We start from the raw sequence: 19085 nt of genomic DNA on the forward strand, positions 1-19085 counted from the left end.
TTAAAATGAATATACAAATTAAAAAAAGCGTGCTTGCTTTGCTGCTGAGCAGTATGTTGTTTTCTGCTTGTGCTGATCGCCCTGCTAAAACCGAAGTGAAAAGATTTGGATCGGTAACTGGCCTTAAGCATGAAAAACTTGCGTACTATAAAAAACTTCATGCAGATGCATGGCCTGAGGTGCTGAAAAAGATCAAGGAATGCAACATCCGTAACTACTCTATCTATCTTCAAAAGATCGGCAATGAATACTACCTGTTTAGCTATTTTGAGTATGCAGGAAAAGACTTTGATGCCGACATGAAAAAGATGGCGGCAGATCCGGCTACGCAGCGATGGTGGAAAGAGACAGACCCATGCCAGCAGCCATTGCCGCAGGCGGCAGTGAAAAACCAGATATGGACTGATATGGAAGCCGTGTTTCATACCGATTAGCGGTATGAAACTATTATTAATTAACCGAATATAAAAAATCATAGAATAAAAAGAATGCAATTATTAACTGATAAAGTCATTTTCCTGACAGGAGGATCTACGGGGATCGGGCTGGAATGTGCAAAGGCATATGCGGCTGAGGGAGCTAAAGTGGTCTTGCTGGCTTCTTCTGAGGGGCCGGTACAAGCTGCCGCTAAAACACTGGGGGATGAGCATATGGGCATTGTGTGTGACGTGGCCAATGCCGGAGAAGTAGAAAAGGCTATGCAAGCAACACTAAGCCGGTATGGAAAGATAAATGCAATACATAATAATGCAGGCATTGCTGCACCTTCCAAACCCCTGCATGAAACAACTGATGAGGAATGGGACAGGGTGATGAATGTGAACTTGAAAAGTGTATTGTATACCACCAGGTTTGGTTTTGAAGCGCTTAAAGAATCTAAAGGGTGTATTTTGAATACGAGTAGCCTGGTTGGTGAAATAGGGCAGGACAACCATGCGGCGTATACTGCAACAAAAGGGGCGCTGAATGTACTGACAAAATCGATGGCACTGGACTATGCTCCTTATGGCATTCGTGTAAATGCTGTGTTGCCGGCGGGTGTATGGACACCTATGCTGAGGAGTTGGAGCAGGGAGCAGCCTGATCCGGTTTCAATAGAGAAATACCTAAACGATATACATCCTATGGGCTATTGTCCTGATGGAGATGTGATAGCGGATGCCTGTGTTTTTCTGATTTCGGACAAGGCGAGGTTTGTCACAGGTGCCAATCTGCCAGTGAGCGGAGGCGCGGAACTGGGCTACAGATCTGTGCGGTAAAATATTTCCTCAACTCTTTGACAATTAAAGATTTTAATCTATCTTTGCAGTCCCTAAAATTACGGGGGATAAATAATTGTTTAACAAATTAAATACAAGCAAGTGAATACGTTAAGTTACAAAACTGTCTCTGCCAATGCTAAAACTGTTAACAAACAGTGGGTTGTTGTTGACGCACAAGGCGAGATTTTGGGGCGCTTGTCATCGAAGATCGCAATGATCATCCGTGGTAAAAACAAGCCTGAGTACACCCCACACGTAGACTGCGGTGATAACGTGATCGTTATTAATGCAGACAAGATTAAGTTGACCGGAAGTAAGTTTACTGATAAAGTATACACTTCTTATACCGGATACCCAGGTGGTCAGCGTTTCATTTCTCCTAAAGAGTTAATGGCGAAACATCCTAAGCGTGTTATCGAGAAAGCGGTACGTGGTATGCTTCCTAAAACTAAACTTGGTGCTAAATTGTACACCAACCTTTATGTTTACGCAGGAACAGAGCATCCACATGCGGCACAATCACCAAAAACCATTACACTTTAATTAAGAAGAGATGTCAGTTACTAATACTTCAGGAAGAAGAAAGACAGCTGTTGCACGTATCTATTTAAAAGATGGCAATGGCACTATTACCGTAAACGGTAAAGACCACAAAGAATATTTCCCAACCTTACCTTTACAATACATCGTTAACCAATCGTTCGAAGTTTCTGAACTTGTTGGCCAGTATGATGTAAAAGTAAATGTAGCAGGTGGTGGTGTTAAAGGTCAGGCAGAAGCAGTTCGTTTAGCTATCGCTAAAGCTATTGTTGAGTTGGATGCTGAGAAAAAACCAGCATTGCGCGCTAAGGGGTTAATGACCCGTGATATGCGTATGGTTGAGCGTAAGAAACCAGGACGCAAGAAAGCACGTAAGAAATTCCAATTCAGTAAACGTTAATCTTAAGGAGACAAAACAATGGCAAGAACTACATATCAAGACTTACTGGATGCAGGTGTACACTTTGGTCACCTTACCCGTAAATGGAACCCAAAAATGGCACCATATATTTTTATGGAACGCAATGGTATCCACATTATAGATTTAAATAAAACTTTAACTAAAACTGAAGAAGCTGCTTCAGCGATCAAACAGATCGTAAAATCAGGTCGTAAGATCTTATTTGTAGCGACTAAGAAACAAGCTAAAGAAATCGTTGCTGAACAAGCTAAAAAAGTAAACATGCCTTTCGTAACCGAACGTTGGTTAGGTGGGATGCTTACCAACTTTGCTACGGTACGCAAGTCAATCAAAAAGATGGTTACCATCGATAAAATGACTAAAGACGGTACTTATTCAATCCTTTCTAAAAAGGAGCGTTTAATGATCCAGCGTGAACGTATCAAATTGGAAAGCTTATTAGGCGGTATCGCGGATTTAAACCGTTTACCTGCTGCGATCTTTTTAATTGATGTTAAAAAAGAACATATTGCTGTCAGCGAAGCGTTGAAATTGAACATTCCAACTTTTGCAATGGTAGATACTAACTCTGATCCTTCTAACATCGATTTCCCAATCCCTGCGAACGATGATGCTACTAAATCTATCTCTTTAATCTGTGATGTAATCATCAAAGCAATCGAAGAAGGTTTGGACGAGCGTAAACGCGAAAAGGATGATGAAACTGAAAAAGAAGCTGTAGCTGCTAAAGCTGCTGCTGATGCTCCGGAAGCTGCTGCTCCTGGCGCAAGAAGAAAAAAAGTAAGTGCTGATGCTGAAACCGAAGAAGGTACAAGCGAAGAAGCTTAAATAATATAATATGGGTTGTATGGTGCGTTGAAGGATTACTTACAACAATACTGTACGACCCATAATTTTTTAAATAATAACTTAAAAAGGAAATAAAGATGTCAGTACAAATTACTGCTGCAGATGTAAATAAATTACGCCAACAGACCGGTGCCGGTATGATGGACTGCAAAAAAGCATTAGTGGAAGCAAACGGAGATTTTGAAGCAGCCGTTGATTATTTACGTAAAAAAGGTGCTAAAGTAGCAGCTTCACGTCAGGATCGCGATTCTAATGAAGGTGTTGTGGTTGCTAAAGCTACTGCTGATGGCAAACGTGGTGTAGTAGTTGAATTAAACTGCGAAACTGATTTCGTTGCTAAAAATGCTGATTTTGTTGCGTTGGCTAACAAATTCACAGATCTTGCAATCGATAAAAACCCTGCTTCTCTTGAAGAACTTTTATCAATGGAGATCGATGGTCAGAAGGTTTCTGACATAATCGTTGAAAACACTGGTAAAATCGGCGAGAAGATCGGTATCTCTAAATTTGAAACGGTATCTGGCGAGAAAGTAATTCCTTATATCCACGGTAACTACCGTTTAGGTGTATTGGTTGCTTTGAACCAGGATGTGGCTGGCGCAGATGAGGCTGGTAAAGACATAGCAATGCAAATTGCTGCTATGAACCCGGTTGCTTTAGATAAGGATGATGTGGATGCTACTGTTATAGAGCGTGAAACTGAAATTGCTAAAGAAGTAATACGAGCTGAAGGTAAACCTGAAGCAATGGTTGAAAAAATCGCTGCTGGTAAATTGAATAAATTCTACAAAGACAGTACTTTATTAAACCAGGAATTTGTAAAGGATTCTTCTAAAGATGTTCGTAAGTTTTTAGATGAAACTGCAAAAGGTTTAACTGTTGTTGCATTTAAACGTGTACAATTGGGCGCTTAATACCCACCCTGTTCAAATAAAAAAGGCCTCTTTTATAAGAGGCCTTTTTTATTGCCTTATATTAGTAGTTATGATAGCGATTGTAAATGGTAAGTTTTTTATTGATGATAACCTGATCACAGGCCAAAGCATTTTCATAAAGAATGGAAAAATAGTCAAGATAAGTGCTGATCAGATTCTGGATAGATACGAAGTAGTGGATGCTAAGGGTGGTTATATCACTCCGGGCTTTACTGACTTGCAGATCTATGGAAGTGGGGGAAACCTGTTCTCTGCCTACCCTATGGCAGATACATTAAGGCAGATGGATAATGACCTGTCGGCTAAAGGAACTACAGGATTTCTGGCCTGTGTAGCAACGAATAGCAAGGAAATAGTAAGTAAGTGCATTGAAGCAGCAAAAGCCTATAGAAATGAAGCCAGGGGATTTTGGGGGCTACACCTGGAAGGTCCTTACATCAATTCCAAAAGGAGAGGGGCACATATTGAAGCATATGTTCGCAAAGCATCGCTGGACGAAGTAAAGGAGCTGCTGGACCGGGCTGAGGGGACAGTAAAAATGATGACACTTGCTGCGGAACTTCAGGATGATTCGGTGATCAATTATTTACTCGACAATAAGGTGGTACTTTCTCTGGGTCATAGTGATGCAAATTTTGAGGAGGCAACAGCAGCTTATAACAAAGGATTTAAAACGACTACGCACTTATTTAATGCAATGTCTGCTATACACCACAGGGCTCCGGGACTTCCTGTTGCTGCTTTCAGTCACCCAGAGGCAATGGCAAGTATCATCGTCGACGGAAGCCATGTTGATTTTGAAGTGATTAAGATGAGCCATAGATTGATGACCGGCAGGTTGTTTTTAATCACCGATGCGGTGACAGAATGCCAGGTTGGGCCGTATCAGCATCAGCTATCAGGTGAGAAATTTATTACTCCTGATGGTACGTTGTCGGGTTCGAATATAACGATGCTGCAGGCGGTAAGTAATTGCGTAAGGCACTGTGACATCTCCTTAAATGATGCTTTTAAAATGGCTTCTTTGTATCCTTCGCGATTGATGGGAATCAGCAGTAAAACGGGTAGTTTGACTGTTAACAGCAGTGCAAATCTGCTACTGCTATCTGACAGTTTAGAGTTGGGAAAGGTTTTTGCATATAAAAGCAATTTTATCTAAGTTTGAGGTCATGAAATATAAACGCATCCTACTGAAGTTAAGTGGCGAATCGCTGATGGGCGAAAAGCAATATGGTATTGATAATGAGGTTGTAAGGCAATATGCTGAAGACATTAAGGCGGTACACGATGAAGGTCTCCAAATAGCAATAGTTATAGGAGGAGGTAATATTTTTCGCGGTTTAAGTGCTGAAAAGTCCGGGATGGACCGGGCCCAGGCTGATTATATGGGCATGCTAGCCACAGTGATCAACAGTATGGCACTGCAGGATGCTCTTGAAAAAGTAGGGCTTAAGACAAGACTGCTTACAGCAATTAAAATGGAACAAATCTGCGAACCGTTTATCCGCAGAAGGGCTGTGCGCCACCTTGAAAAGGGGCGTGTGGTCATCTTCGGCGCAGGTACAGGCAATCCGTATTTTACTACCGACTCTGCGGCAGCTCTGCGTGCAATAGAGATTAAAGCCGATGTGGTATTGAAAGGTACAAGGGTGGATGGTATCTATACCGCAGATCCTGAGAAAGATCCAACTGCTACTAAATATTCAGAAATTACTTTTAAAGAGGTGTATGCCAATGGTTTAAATGTAATGGACATGACGGCTTTTACGCTTTGCGAAGAAAACCAGTTGCCTATTATCGTGTTTGATATGAATAAGCATGGCAATTTTATGAAAATTGCGAATGGCGAGGCAATCGGAACATTAGTAAGGAGTTGATCTAAAATTTTTTATATTTAAGTTTGGTAAATTTTACAAATTATGAATGATCTCATAAAGAAACAATTACAGGATGCGCAGGCAACTATGGACAAAGCCATTTTGCACTGTGAAGCTGAACTCACGAAGATCCGTGCAGGTAAAGCTTCGGCAGGGATGCTGGATGGTATCATGGTTGATTATTACGGAGCTGCTACAGCTTTAAGTCAGGTAGCCAGTATCAATACTCCTGATGCAAGAACAATAATTATACAACCCTGGGAAAAGCAACTCCTGGTTCCCATAGAACGTGCGATCATGGAGGCTAATATTGGTATCAATCCACAGAACGATGGAATCATCATCAGACTAGTAGTACCTCCGCTTACTGAAGAACGCAGAAAGGACTTGGTTAAGAAGGTTAAAGAAGAAGCTGAGAGAGGTCGGATTACTGTTCGTAATATCCGTAAAGATGCCAACGAAAAGATTAAAAAGCTGAAAGGCGAAAGTATTTCTGATGATGAGATCAAGACAGGTGAGGCTGAAGTTCAGAAGATAACGGATGCATATATTATCAAAGTGGATAAGCATGCAGAAGCCAAAGAGAAAGATGTTATGACAGTTTAATCTGCGGATTATAATCTACTTGTAAATTAAAGGGAACGAAGCGAATGCTTCATTCCCTTTCTTTATTTTTGCCACTCTAATTATAAAAAAATGAATTTACTGCTACAATATTTAAAAACACATAAATGGGTAGTTGTTCTGGCTCTGGTACTTGCGGCATTCAATATAGGGTTTTCACTGCTGGATCCATATTTTACGGGTAGAATTTTAGACAGGTATATAAACAGGCACAATGAATTAAGCAGAACTGAATATATTTGGGGTGTTCTTGGTCTAGTAGGTCTGGCAGTCGGTGCAGCCATGGTATCGAGAATTGCCAAAAACTTTCAGGATTATTTCACTAATATTATTGTACAAAAAGTTGGCGCAAAAATGTATGCTGATGGTTTGAAGCACTCTCTGGAATTGCCTTACCAGGTATTTGAAGACCAAAGAAGCGGGGAAACTTTGGGGATCTTACAGAAAGTAAGGCTTGATAGCGAGAAGTTTATCACTTCTTTTATCAGTATTCTTTTTGTGAGTTTGATCGGGTTGATATTTGTAATTGTTTATTCGCTGTCTGTTAGTTATAAAGTATCATTGATCTACGCTGCTTCGATTCCAATTATAAGCTTTTTAAGCTGGTTTTTAAGCCGGAAGATCAAAACCATACAACGTTCTATTGTTGCAGAAACTACCGCGTTGGCGGGCTCAACGACAGAGTCTTTGCGTAACATTGAACTGGTGAAAAGTTTGGGCCTTGCCAGTCAGGAAATCGACAGGCTGAATAAAACCACATACAAAATTCTAGGACTGGAACTAAGAAAAGTAAAATACGTACGGAGCATGAGTTTTGTACAGGGCACTACGGTTAACCTGGTACGCAGCACCATGGTGGTGGTATTGCTGATGTTAATTTTCGATAAGGCCATTACGCCTGGCCAGTATTTCTCATTTCTCTTCTATTCTTTCTTTCTGTTCGGACCTTTGCAGGAATTAGGAAATGTGATTTTGGCCTGGAGAGAAGCTGAGGTATCATTGGGTAATTTCAAAAACATTTTAAATACGCCTGTAGATAAAAAACCTCTGAATCCGATCCAGTTGGAAAAAATAGAAACAGTGGCATTTTCTAATGTGAGTTTTAAACACCTTTCTGGTAAGACCAATGCCTTAAACCATGTAAACTTTGAAGTAAATAATGGTGAAACCATTGCATTTGTAGGCCCCTCTGGATCCGGAAAGACAACTTTGGTTAAATTACTCGTAGGCCTTTATCAGCCGATAGAAGGACAGGTTTTATACAACAGAAATTCAGGGACAGAAATAGATTTAGACTTGTTGAGGGAAAAAATCGGGTTTGTCACACAGGATACCCAATTATTTTCTGGTACGATCAGGGAGAATTTACAATTCGTGAAACCTGGAGCAAGCGATGAAGACTGCATGCGGGTACTGCACCAGGCCGCTTGTCAGAATTTACTGGCCAGAGCAGACAAAGGTTTGGACACAGTAATCGGAGAAGGTGGTGTCAAGGTTTCAGGCGGTGAGAAACAACGTTTGTCTATTGCCCGGGCATTGCTGCGCAATCCGGATATCCTGGTATTTGATGAAGCTACTTCATCTTTGGATTCCTTAACCGAAGAAGAAATTACTGCGACTATCCGTGATGTATCTGTACTTACAAGTCATGTCACTATTTTAATTGCCCACCGTCTATCCACCATCCGCCATGCAGACAGGATTTATGTTTTAGAAAAAGGTTATATTATTGAGCAAGGTAAACATGAAGATTTACTGGCTGAGAAAGGACTGTACTTTGCCATGTGGAGACAGCAGGTAGGTGAACGATAATCTTGTTTTTTATGAAAACATTGGTATTGCTATTTCTTTTGATATATGCTTCTGAAGCGGCCTCGCAGGAGCTGCAAAAAGAGATATCTGTTCATGATCCGGTAATGATCAAACAAGGAAACACATTTTATGTATTTGCGACAGGACGGGGAATCAATGTTTGGAGCAGTAAAGATCAGGTGAACTGGAAGCGGGAGAGACCTGTTTTTTCTGAAGGGCCACAATGGGCGATAAAGGTAGTTAAGGGTTTTAAGGATTTTATATGGGCTCCGGATATCCAGTTTATAAATGGTAAGTATTACTTGTACTATTGTGTATCTACGTTTGGAAAGAATACATCAGCAATAGGCGTAGCTACAAATGTGACGCTGGATGAGGAATCAGCTTCTTTTAAATGGGAAGACAAGGGTTTGGTACTTGAATCAATTCCTGGGAAAACGAACTGGAATGCTATTGATCCGAATGTTTTTATAGATGCAAAAAAAAATGCCTGGCTTACTTTTGGGTCTTTTTGGGGCGGGATTCAACTGTTGAAACTTAATAAGGACCTCGTAAGCGTTTCGGTGCAAAATCTTAAAGCGATAAAGACCATAGCAAACTATGAGAGGGCAGCAAATGCCGACGCGGAAGAAACGCAAGCCAATGCGATAGAGGCTCCATTTGTCTTTAAAAAAGGTAAGTATTACTATTTGTTTGCTTCAGTTGGCTTTTGCTGCAGGGGAAGTAAAAGTACTTACAGGATGATTGTAGGAAGGTCAAAGCAAGTATCGGGTCCCTATTTAGATGAAAAAGGCAGGGATATGAACGATGGCGGTGGACTCCTGGTTATGAAAGGGAATGCGTATTGGTACGGTGTTGGCCACAACGCTGCTTACACTTTTGATGGCGCAGATTTCCTTGTATTTCATGGGTATGATGCCAAAGATAAAGCAAAACCCAAGCTTAGAATAGAACAGATCACCTGGAAAAACGGATGGCCTTCTGTAGCAAGTGCCCTCCGGCTTAACTAAGCTTTTGCTCGTTTATTTCCTGTAAACTAAGCTTAATCATGCCTTTGGTCTTGAGATAGGTAATGCCTGCTACCAGGATGGTCATGCTTCCTCCAAAAACTACCGCAGGTACAGTTCTCATCAGTTTGGCAGTTAGGCCTGATTCAAAAGCCCCAATTTCATTGGATGAGCCAATAAACATGCTGTTCACAGCCGAAACCCTTCCGCGCATTTCATCGGGTGTAAGCAGCTGCATGATGGTAGACCTGATGATTACACTAATACTATCGAAAGCGCCTTCGGCAAAGAGGAACACAAGAGTAAGATAGAAATTCTTTGAGAGCCCGTAGCAGATGATGCTTGTACCGAACCCGGTGACAGCGATCAGCAGGTTTCGCCAAGGCTTGCCCATAGGCGAAAAACGCGTCATGGCCAGCATGGTGACTACCGCTCCGGCGGATGCTGCAGCACGCATAAATCCGAGTCCTTCAGATCCTACCTTGAGAATGTCATTTGCAAAGACCGGAAGGAGTGCTACTGCTCCTCCAAAAAATACGGAGAACAAATCCAGGCTCATTGCACCGAGCATCATTTTGCTTTTAAACACAAATTGTACCCCTTCAGTAAGGCTTTTGACAATGCTCTCTTTTGGGATAAATGCAGGTGGGTGCGGTTTAAGGAAGAAGATGCAAACTAAGGCAATTGAGATAAACAGGATGATAATGATATAGGTGACAGTGATCCCATAAAAACCGTAGATCAAACCTCCGGCCGCCGGACCTAAAATAGATGCCATTTGCCAACTCGAACTGTTCCAGGTACTGGAATTTGGATAGAGTTTTTTGGGCACTATTTGCGCCATCAGTGAAAAGGTGGCAGGTCCGAAAAACCCGCGTGCAAGTCCGATTCCGAAGATCATGCAGTACATGATCGGGACGATGTAACTGGAGGGTACGTAATTGCGCATCTGTTTGGTCGTGACAATCAGCATGATGAGGGAGCATATAAAAACCCCGGTAAAGATTTTTAACAACAGACCTCTTTTTTCAGATTTGTCTGCAATGTAGCCTCCATATAACGCGATGCTAATGGCGGGAATGGCTTCGCAAAGGCCTATAAGGCCCAGTGCCAGCGGATCTTTCGTAAGGTGATAGATATGGAAACCGATGATGACGGCCTGCATTTGGTACGCAAAGGTGAAGAAAAAGCGCATGCCCAGATAAGAACGAAACTCCCTGTAGCGCAGGGCAGCATAAGGGTCTGGCTTTTCAATAAAATTTTGGTTTTCCAAAGGGGGAAATATTTTTTGCACAAATGTATGTCAAGTGACATAAAACTGTATAAAAAGATGTTACATGATTTTGTCATAAAATGACCTGTATGCCTCGTTCATATCTGCTGCCTGGTTGATGGCAGAAGATACTGCAATTCCGAAAATTCCCGCACCAAATAGATCATCCAAATCTTCCAGTTTTACACCGCCAACAGCCAGTATCGGAAGATCTAATCCTTGATCTCTTAAGACCATTACGGCCTGGTGGTACTGAGACAGGTCGATATGAGGGTAGCTGTTTGGTTTAGTTCTGGTCTCCGCAAATGGCCCGAAGCCCGCATAGTCTGCACCTTCCTGTGCAATGCGCAGCAGGTTTTCTATGGTATTGGAAGAACCCCCAAGCGTGATGTCTTCTCCTACAAGATTGCGGATGTCGGTGAAATCGGCCGACATGTTCTCGATATGAAAACCCTGAATGTCAGCTTTGCCATTTAAATGGATATGATCTGTGACGATCAGGGTAGCCCCCCAATCGTCACAGATTTCAGCAATCACATGGATGTCTTTCAGAAGTTCATCATCATTTTTGCTCAGACAGCGGTACTGAATCCATTTTGCACCAGCTTCGCAAGCCATTTGTGCCTGTTCGATATGGGTTAAATGGTTAATATCGTGCGTGATAAAATGTAATTTCTCGATAAACTTCTTCATGGCGACTAAAATTTAATGTTCAGCGAAAGTAGGAAATTTGTACCTGCCTGCGGGAAATAAAAATTTTCTGTCAGTGTTCCTGAAGGGTAAATGGAACTGTAGGTATAGCCGTTGCTTTCATACTTCTCGTTCAGCAGGTTGTTGACCAATACACCGATATTAACATTTTTTATCCCTTTTATCGGAAGGTCATATCCCAGCCTGGCATTGTTCACAAAATAGGCATCCAGCTTGCGACTATCGTTTTGTGTATTGTCCATAAACTGCTTACTGACATATTTACTTTGCCATGCAAGAGCAAAACCTGCAATAGGCTTGTAAACCAACTCGCCGAAAAGCACGGCATTTGGCGAGAAGGAAATGTCCGGATCAGCGTAGTTCGTTGCCTGTACGTCGACCAGGTCATAATTGTCATCATAAACCGATACATAGTCTATGTAGTTTTTGATCTTATTCCTGCTCAATGCAGCATTGGCGTTGATAGCAAACTTAGTATTGATCACATATGAAGCGTCCAGTTCGATTCCGATACGGTAGCTCTTGTCTACATTCTGACGATATGCATCAGAATATTCATTGATCTCACCAGTAAAGATCAGCTGATCTTTATAGAACATACCATATACATTTAGTCCCCCCGTAAAACGCTCGTTTTGCACACGGTAACCAGCTTCCACATTATTTAAACGCTCTGCTTTTGGGACTAACAAGCCAGTCTTTAAATTGGTGAAGTCATCGCGGTTGGGTTCCTTATTGGCTACACTGAATGAGGCGTAAAGGTTGCTCTGCTCGTTCAGGAAATACGTAGCGCCTACTTTTGGATTGAAAAAGTTATAGTTGTTGCGGAAGTCCTGCACTTTGCGGTTCTTGTCAGTTCCACTGATGTCGTACTGGACATTCCTGTACTGAAGGTCTACAAATAGGTTGAATTGTTCTGCAGGACTGTAGTTCACCTTAGCATACGTGTTAAAATCATCTTTGTCACCTTTGCCATCATAATAATGATAGTCTTTAGCTGCTGTAGAAGCATATTCAGCCCAGATCACCTCTCCGAAGTGCTTGCCGCGATATTGATTGTAGGCCCCACCCAATGTGAAGTTTAAGGCATTACTTTCCTGGTAATTGAATGCATAGGTCAATCCGTAAAAGTCATTGTCCAGCCAGCGGCGACGGATCAGGTTGGTCCGACTGATGGTAGTACCACCTACCACAACATTCGGCAAGCCATACTCGCTAAACTTGCGGTCGTTCTTGTATTCTTCAAAAAATCCCTTTCCATCGGTATAGTGCAGGGCACCATTGAAGGAGAACTTTTCGCTGAATTGCTTGGCATAAAGAGCCTGGTAGTGGCTTTGGGTGTAGTCGTCGTTTTGATCTTTAAATAAAAACTGATTGTACTTTCTGTTGTTAGCATTGAACAGATTGAGGGAATCCGCGGGGGTATTGTATAAGTAACCGAGGTTGTTGTAATAATGATCGGTCAGTGCGGACTGGTCTCCTCTTAGTTTTGCTTCAGGGACTCCGTTCCAGGCCTGATAAGTTTGTTCTGAGCCACCAAATACGTTGAAGCGCAACAGATCTGTCTTGCCGTGATAAGCACCTGAGAGGAAAAAAGATTTAAGATTGGATGCCGCACGGTCGATGAAGCCGTCCGACTGTATGCGCGATAAGCGCCCGTCTATACTCCACTTATTGTCTATCAGACCAGTTCCGACTTTAACCGTATTTTTATTTGTATTGAACGAGCCGAATGTATTGTTAAGTTCTGCATAGGCTTTATCAGAAGGGGATGCGGTCTGGATATTTACGCTTCCGCCAAAGGCTCCTGCACCATTTGTGGAGGTGCCGACGCCGCGCTGGATCTGGATATTGTCTACCGAAGACGCAAAATCAGGCATGTTTACCCAAAATGTTCCCTGGCTTTCGCTGTCATTATACGGAATGCCATTGATGGTGATGTTTACTCTGCTTGCATCACTGCCCCTGATCCTTATCCCTGTGTAGCCAATACCCGCACCGGCATCAGAAGTGATTACCACACCGGGAGTATTGTTTAAGATAAAAGGAAGGTCCTGTCCAAAGTTATTGGTTTCAATCTCCTTTTTACTGATGTTTTTATAGGTTGTTGCTGATTTGGCATCGGCTCGGGTTGCCTTTACAGTAATTTCATCTAGTATGATAGAGGTATCCCTACTGGACTTGACAAGAGGTTTGGTTTGCGCATTTAATACAGCAGGCGCAAGCAGCACGATCAGTGCAAAGATTAATTTTTTCAATTTATTGATTCTTTAGTTAAACCACTATAAGTAAGGGGTACTTACAGCATAGTTAAACTCCATAACTCCAATCCCTCCGCCGGCATTATCCGGATCAGGTGTATACATCTGCAAGCAAATGTAATGGGTATGTTCTCAGCCCGTTTTTGTGTTTCTTTCAAAACAAGGCACCCCTTTTTGATGCTACAAAGATACACAAAATAATCGGATTTTGAAAGAAATTAGGGGTTAAGATTACTTCAAAAGAAAGTTGTCTACTGCATTTATTGCATTCTGCAGCCTGTTTTCAACACCTTCTATCACTACATAATTGGCATTTAATGCTTTAAGTTCCTGATGCCACACCTGCATAAAATGCTCACGCTTGTGCGGAAAGTCTCGTAGAGGATCTTCCTGCCAGGGAAGGTCTATGTCCATCAATAAATACAGGTCATAATGGTAAAGGGGCAGTGCCTCAAGTACTACGGGAGGGGTTTCACCAAACATTTCATCACTCCATATTTTCACTGTAAGGAAAGTTGTATCACAAAATAAGAGTTCCCTTTCCGTTATCGCTAAAATGGAATCTTCCAGTGCACACTGTCCGTGAAACATATTGATCTCATCCTGAAGGTCACATGACCTGGTAAGAGCGGCGCAATAATATCTTGCATATTCCGGAACCCAAAGCGTTTGGTAATGCCTTGCCAGCTGTTGCGTAATGGTAGATTTGCCGGTGCTTTCCGGGCCCACTATGGCTATTTTCTTAATGTATTTGTTCACGATATGTTTTTCTCCAGTCCAGATAGCCTTTTATTGCCAGGCCTACCAGAAATGTATAAAATATGGCACTGAGGTTTAGCTGCTTATAAATATATAAAGGTACATAACAGATGTCTACGATAATCCATAGTACCCAGTTCTGCAGGATCTTTCTAGTCAGCAGTACCTGCGCCACAAAGCTCAGAGCTGTACAGAAGCCATCGGCAAACGGAACGTCAGTGTCTGTAAACCGGTCGAGAAAGAAGCCAAGTATAACAGAAAGGATCATCACGGCTGCGATCACCGCTATCCACTCTTGATTTGTCAATATGGTTACAGGCTTGTTGTCGGCCTCTTTTTTCCTGAGCCAGAAATACCAGCCATAAAATGCTGTAAATAAAAAATAGAACTGCAAGGCCATGTCGCCATACATTTTAGCTGTAAAAAACACCCAGGCATAGGCTACAACGCTGATAATTGACACAGGCCAGTTGAGTATGCTTTCCTTGGTAGCCAGGTATATACATATAAAACCGCTGATCACACCAATCCATTCTGCCCAGGTAGTGTGCTTAAACTGATCTGTTATTAACTGAAAAAAAGAGGTCTCTAGAAGGAGCATCACCAAAAGTAAAAAAAAATCCGGCAGGGATGATTCCGCGCCGGACAATAAACCAAACAAACTATTTATGAAGATTCTCCCCGGAGGGATATTTTTACTATTGTGTTTTAGGTGAGGAGATAAAGCTTAACGATGTTCTAACGCTCACATCCATTGTTGCACTGTTTCGAAGTACATATTCCAATCTTACACGCATGCTGCTGCCTTTAATGTAATCATCTACAAACCGTGAATTATCTATATCTAGTACAAGTTCTGAGCCAATATTTTCCTGAACATCATTTCTTGACGCAACCATTACCTCGCTGTTGCTGTTACTACTTGATATATAGAGCTTTATAGATTTAAACATGCCCAAGCTTTTATTGTTAGGATTGCTCGCTACGATCTTGGCTGATGCAATTCTGATCTCTTTTACATAGTTGTTACCGTTCTGATTTCCAAACACTTCATCTATACTGGTAGCCGAAGAGGTCGCTGAAATAGGTGTGTTACTTTTGGAAGCAGCGGGAACTATAATTGTTGCAGTGTATGGAAAAGTGGATTTGATGATAGATTGTACTGTGGCGCATCCAGAAATTACAATGATAAAAGCAAACAAAATTGGAAATGTCTTTTTCATAGCAGAACAAATACAAATCTTGTTCCATATGCTAAAACAGACATCCACCTGCATTTCCAATGATAAATGTAGTCATTAGCAGACAGCTGATTCTGATTTTTAAAACAAATTGGCTGATTTAAATAAATTAGGTGTCAAATTTGTATAGGTTGAAATAGAATGAAAAAAATAAGCTTGAATTTTGTAGTCATGCTGGCGTTGCTGGCCGGTCTTTTTGCTTTCACATCATCCAGATCGGGAGGCATTCAGGGAAAGATAATACCCGCAAACGGAGTAGAGAAAGTAGTTGCCGTATCCGGAAAGGATACATTAACTGCGGAAATCAAGGGCGGCAACCTTACTTTTCACGGCGCTAAAGCGGATACCTACCTGATACTGATCAAAGCCAAGTCGCCCTATAAAGATACTTCGGTGGAGAATGTTGCGGTGATAGACAGCACGATCACTGATATAGGGGAGATTAAATTGCTGAAATAATTTCTTGTTAAGGCAAATTTATAGACTGTCGTACGCCCCTTTTTTTATTAAAGAGGGTTTTTGAAAAAATACCTGATTTATAATGTTCAAAAACGTAACTTTGCATCCCGACAGAAGAGTCGGGAACTTTAATCATTGTTAAAGAAATCTCCTGGACGATTCTAGTCTGCAATAAAGCATTTTTCACTAATATAACATTTGACTTTTTAAAGCCTTATGCCTAAAGACACCTCCATACGCTCAGTACTGATTATCGGATCCGGACCTATCATTATTGGCCAAGCTTGTGAGTTTGATTATTCTGGTTCTCAAGCCGCCTTATCTTTGAAAGAAGAAGGTATTGAAGTTTCCATTATCAACTCCAATCCCGCAACTATTATGACCGATAAAGTGATCGGTGATCACGTTTATTTATGGCCATTGACCGTAGATTCCATCGAGCAGATCTTAAAAGAGAGAAAGATCGATGCAGTATTGCCTACTATGGGTGGACAAACGGCACTTAATCTTTGCATCGAGGCTTCTGAACGCGGAATCTGGGATAAATATAATGTTAGGGTAATTGGTGTGGATGTAGCTGCAATCGAGAAAACAGAAAACCGTGAAGCCTTCCGCCAGTTGATGGTTGATATAGGTGTGGGTGTTGCTACTTCAAAAATAGCCAACTCTTTCCTTGAAGGTAAAGAAGCTGCGCAGGAAATCGGTTATCCATTGGTGATTCGTCCTTCTTATACACTGGGTGGTTATGGCGGCGGGTTCGTACACAAGAAAGAAGAGTTTGATCAGGCTTTGCAACGTGGATTAGAAGCTTCTCCAACACACGAGGTTTTGGTAGAGCAAGCGGTTTTAGGTTGGAAGGAATATGAATTAGAGTTATTAAGGGATAGTAATGACAATGTAATTATCATCTGTTCTATTGAAAACTTTGATCCAATGGGTATCCACACTGGTGATTCTATCACCGTGGCACCAGCAATGACATTGTCTGATCGTTGCTACCAGGATATGCGTAATCAGGCGATTAAAATGATGCGTGCAATAGGAAACTTTGCCGGTGGTTGTAATGTTCAGTTTTCAGTAAATCCTGATAATGATGAAATTATCGCAATTGAGATTAATCCAAGAGTCTCTCGTTCATCAGCACTGGCAAGTAAGGCCACAGGCTACCCAATTGCTAAGATAGCCGCCAAACTGGCCATCGGTTATAATCTGGATGAACTGGAAAATCAGATTACAAAAACTACTTCCGCTTACTTTGAGCCAACATTGGATTATGTAATTGTTAAAGTGCCAAGATGGAACTTTGATAAGTTCAAAGGCGCAAATACCGAACTAGGGTTGCAGATGAAATCTGTAGGTGAGGTAATGGCCATCGGACGTACTTTTATAGAAGCAATACAGAAAGCTTGTCAGAGTTTGGAAATTGGCAGGGCGGGATTAGGTGCTGATGGCAAACATAATCGCAGTATCGAAGAGATCATGTACGGCCTTGAGCACGCAAGCTGGAATCGTTTATTCCTGATCAAAGATGCAATGAGCATGGGCGTGCCACTAGAGTCCATCCGTAAAGTAACCCGCATTGATAAATGGTTCCTTTCTCAGATCCAGGAGCTTGTTCAACTGGAAACAGAGCTTAAAAGATATTCACTTAATAATATTCCTAAAGATTTCTTTTTTACCTTAAAACAGAAAGGCTTCTCAGATATTCAGATCTCTTACCTGCTTGGAAATGTAACGGAAGACGAAGTGTATGACCGCAGGCAGTCATTAGGCATAAAGCGCGTTTACAAAATGGTCGATACCTGTGCTGCAGAGTTTGCTGCACAGACTCCTTACTACTATTCAACATTTGAAGAGGAAAATGAATCAGTTTCGTCAGATAAGAAGAAAGTGATTGTATTGGGGTCTGGTCCCAACCGAATCGGTCAGGGTATAGAATTTGACTATTCTTGTGTACACGGGCTGCTTGCAGCAAAGGAGACTGGTTTTGAAGCGATCATGATCAACTGTAATCCGGAAACGGTATCTACAGATTTCAACATGGCTGATAAACTATACTTTGAGCCAGTGTTTTGGGAGCATGTCCGTGAGATTATTGAACTGGAGAAACCTGAGGGTGTAATTGTTCAGTTAGGTGGTCAGACGGCCTTGAAAATGGCTGAAAAGCTTCAAGAGCATGGTATCAAGATCATCGGCACTTCATATAATGATATGGATGTCGCTGAAGACAGGGGGCGTTTCTCTGATCTGTTAAAAGAGCTTGACATTCCGTATCCTAAATACGGTGTTGCAGAAAATGCAGAAGAGGCAATTATTGTTGCTAATCAAGTAGGGTATCCAGTGTTGGTACGTCCAAGTTATGTATTGGGTGGTCAGGGCATGAGCATCGTGATCAACGATGAAGATCTGGAGAAAGCCGTTGTGAAATTGTTAGGTGACCTTCCTGGAAACAGGGTGTTGATTGATCACTTCCTGGATAGGGCAGAGGAAACTGAGTCTGATTCCATTTGTGATGGAGAGGATGTGCATATCGTAGGATTAATGGAGCACATTGAGCCTGCGGGTATTCACTCTGGAGATTCATTCGCTGTGTTACCGCCATTTAGCTTGTCTGAAAAAGTGATCAGCGATATGGAGACTTACTCTAAAAAGATTGCCAGGGCATTAAATGTAATCGGTTTGCTGAACATTCAGTTCGCCGTTAAAAATGAGAAAGTATACGTTATTGAGGCCAACCCAAGGGCTTCAAGGACTGTTCCTTTTATTGCTAAAGCTTATGATGTCCCATATATAAACATCGCCGCGAAAGTTATGCTGGGCGTGAATAAACTGAAAGACTTTACAATTGTGCGTAAACTGGAAGGTTTTGCTATCAAAGAACCGGTATTTTCTTTCTATAAATTCCCTGAGGTAACCAAAGAATTAGGTCCGGAAATGAAGTCGACAGGAGAAGCCATTAGATTTATTAAAGACACTGAAGATCCATATTTCAGAAAGCTTGTCAAAGACAAGTCGATGTATTTATCTAAGTAATATTGAAAGTCCCGAAAGGGA

At 41.7% G+C, this 19085-nt stretch carries 19 protein-coding genes; 13 read left to right on the forward strand and 6 right to left on the reverse strand.

Annotated features, from left to right (window positions below; all coding sequences use genetic code 11):
• Window positions 1–5: 5 nt before the first annotated feature.
• The 11 genes from EZ437_RS04650 to EZ437_RS04700 all read left to right on the forward strand — a co-directional run bounded on the left by EZ437_RS04650 (window position 6) and on the right by EZ437_RS04700 (window position 9330).
• Window positions 6–434, forward strand: coding sequence for an L-rhamnose mutarotase (locus tag EZ437_RS04650; protein WP_205942641.1), 429 nt, complete (start codon window positions 6–8; stop codon window positions 432–434).
• 54 nt (window positions 435–488) lie between these two features.
• Window positions 489–1259, forward strand: coding sequence for an SDR family NAD(P)-dependent oxidoreductase (locus EZ437_RS04655; RefSeq protein WP_131593709.1), 771 nt, complete (start codon window positions 489–491; stop codon window positions 1257–1259).
• A 102-nt stretch (window positions 1260–1361) separates the two neighbouring features.
• A complete protein-coding gene (rplM, locus tag EZ437_RS04660; RefSeq protein ID WP_131593711.1) occupies window positions 1362–1805 on the forward strand; it encodes a 50S ribosomal protein L13 in 444 nt (147 codons plus the stop codon).
• Between the two features lie 10 nt (window positions 1806–1815).
• Window positions 1816–2202 carry a 30S ribosomal protein S9 gene (rpsI, locus tag EZ437_RS04665; protein WP_131593713.1) on the forward strand — a complete coding sequence of 129 codons (387 nt, stop codon included), beginning with the start codon at window positions 1816–1818 and terminating at the stop codon, window positions 2200–2202.
• A gap of 18 nt (window positions 2203–2220) precedes the next feature.
• Window positions 2221–3051: a 30S ribosomal protein S2 gene (rpsB, locus tag EZ437_RS04670; protein ID WP_131593715.1), complete on the forward strand. Its 831-nt coding sequence runs from the start codon at window positions 2221–2223 to the stop codon at window positions 3049–3051.
• Window positions 3052–3149: 98 nt separating this feature from the next.
• Window positions 3150–3986, forward strand: a complete 837-nt coding sequence (tsf, locus tag EZ437_RS04675; protein WP_131593717.1) for a translation elongation factor Ts — start codon at window positions 3150–3152, stop codon at window positions 3984–3986.
• A gap of 70 nt (window positions 3987–4056) precedes the next feature.
• The gene (gene nagA, locus EZ437_RS04680; protein WP_131593719.1) at window positions 4057–5166 is read left to right on the forward strand and encodes an N-acetylglucosamine-6-phosphate deacetylase; all 1110 of its coding nucleotides are present in this window, start codon (window positions 4057–4059) and stop codon (window positions 5164–5166) included.
• Window positions 5167–5176: 10 nt separating this feature from the next.
• Entirely contained in the window at window positions 5177–5884 is a 708-nt protein-coding gene (gene pyrH, locus EZ437_RS04685) for a UMP kinase (RefSeq protein ID WP_131593721.1), read from the forward strand.
• Between the two features lie 42 nt (window positions 5885–5926).
• Window positions 5927–6490: a ribosome recycling factor gene (frr, locus tag EZ437_RS04690; RefSeq protein WP_131593723.1), complete on the forward strand. Its 564-nt coding sequence runs from the start codon at window positions 5927–5929 to the stop codon at window positions 6488–6490.
• A gap of 90 nt (window positions 6491–6580) precedes the next feature.
• Window positions 6581–8320 (forward strand): ABC transporter ATP-binding protein, encoded by a 1740-nt coding sequence (locus tag EZ437_RS04695; protein ID WP_131593725.1) that lies wholly within the window; start codon window positions 6581–6583, stop codon window positions 8318–8320.
• Window positions 8321–8331: 11 nt separating this feature from the next.
• Window positions 8332–9330: a family 43 glycosylhydrolase gene (locus tag EZ437_RS04700; protein WP_131593727.1), complete on the forward strand. Its 999-nt coding sequence runs from the start codon at window positions 8332–8334 to the stop codon at window positions 9328–9330.
• Here EZ437_RS04700 and EZ437_RS04705 read toward each other — a convergent pair.
• The 6 genes from EZ437_RS04705 to EZ437_RS04730 all read right to left on the reverse strand — a co-directional run bounded on the left by EZ437_RS04705 (window position 9323) and on the right by EZ437_RS04730 (window position 15554).
• Window positions 9323–10600: an MFS transporter gene (locus EZ437_RS04705; protein ID WP_131593729.1), complete on the reverse strand. Its 1278-nt coding sequence runs from the start codon at window positions 10598–10600 to the stop codon at window positions 9323–9325. The two genes, EZ437_RS04700 and EZ437_RS04705, sit on opposite strands and share 8 nt — an antisense overlap.
• Before the next feature lie 60 nt (window positions 10601–10660).
• Entirely contained in the window at window positions 10661–11293 is a 633-nt protein-coding gene (locus EZ437_RS04710) for a thiamine phosphate synthase (protein ID WP_131593731.1), read from the reverse strand.
• A 5-nt stretch (window positions 11294–11298) separates the two neighbouring features.
• The gene (locus EZ437_RS04715; protein ID WP_131593733.1) at window positions 11299–13569 is read right to left on the reverse strand and encodes a TonB-dependent receptor; all 2271 of its coding nucleotides are present in this window, start codon (window positions 13567–13569) and stop codon (window positions 11299–11301) included.
• A 234-nt stretch (window positions 13570–13803) separates the two neighbouring features.
• Window positions 13804–14331, reverse strand: a complete 528-nt coding sequence (locus tag EZ437_RS04720; RefSeq protein WP_131593735.1) for an AAA family ATPase — start codon at window positions 14329–14331, stop codon at window positions 13804–13806.
• Window positions 14315–14932, reverse strand: a complete 618-nt coding sequence (gene pnuC / locus EZ437_RS04725) for a nicotinamide riboside transporter PnuC (protein WP_131593737.1) — start codon at window positions 14930–14932, stop codon at window positions 14315–14317. The genes EZ437_RS04720 and pnuC overlap by 17 nt, the downstream gene beginning before the upstream one ends.
• Before the next feature lie 97 nt (window positions 14933–15029).
• The gene (locus EZ437_RS04730) at window positions 15030–15554 is read right to left on the reverse strand and encodes a hypothetical protein (RefSeq protein ID WP_131593739.1); all 525 of its coding nucleotides are present in this window, start codon (window positions 15552–15554) and stop codon (window positions 15030–15032) included.
• Window positions 15555–15713: 159 nt separating this feature from the next.
• On the opposite strand from EZ437_RS04730, the gene EZ437_RS04735 reads away from it, so the two are divergent.
• Together EZ437_RS04735 and carB are read left to right on the forward strand one after the other, a co-directional pair.
• A complete protein-coding gene (locus EZ437_RS04735) occupies window positions 15714–16031 on the forward strand; it encodes a carboxypeptidase regulatory-like domain-containing protein (protein ID WP_131593741.1) in 318 nt (105 codons plus the stop codon).
• 216 nt (window positions 16032–16247) lie between these two features.
• Window positions 16248–19064 (forward strand): carbamoyl-phosphate synthase large subunit, encoded by a 2817-nt coding sequence (carB, locus tag EZ437_RS04740; RefSeq protein WP_131593743.1) that lies wholly within the window; start codon window positions 16248–16250, stop codon window positions 19062–19064.
• The last annotated feature ends 21 nt before the right edge of the window (window positions 19065–19085 follow it).

This window comes from Pedobacter psychroterrae, assembly GCF_004331695.1.
GTDB classification, from domain to species: domain Bacteria; phylum Bacteroidota; class Bacteroidia; order Sphingobacteriales; family Sphingobacteriaceae; genus Pedobacter; species Pedobacter psychroterrae.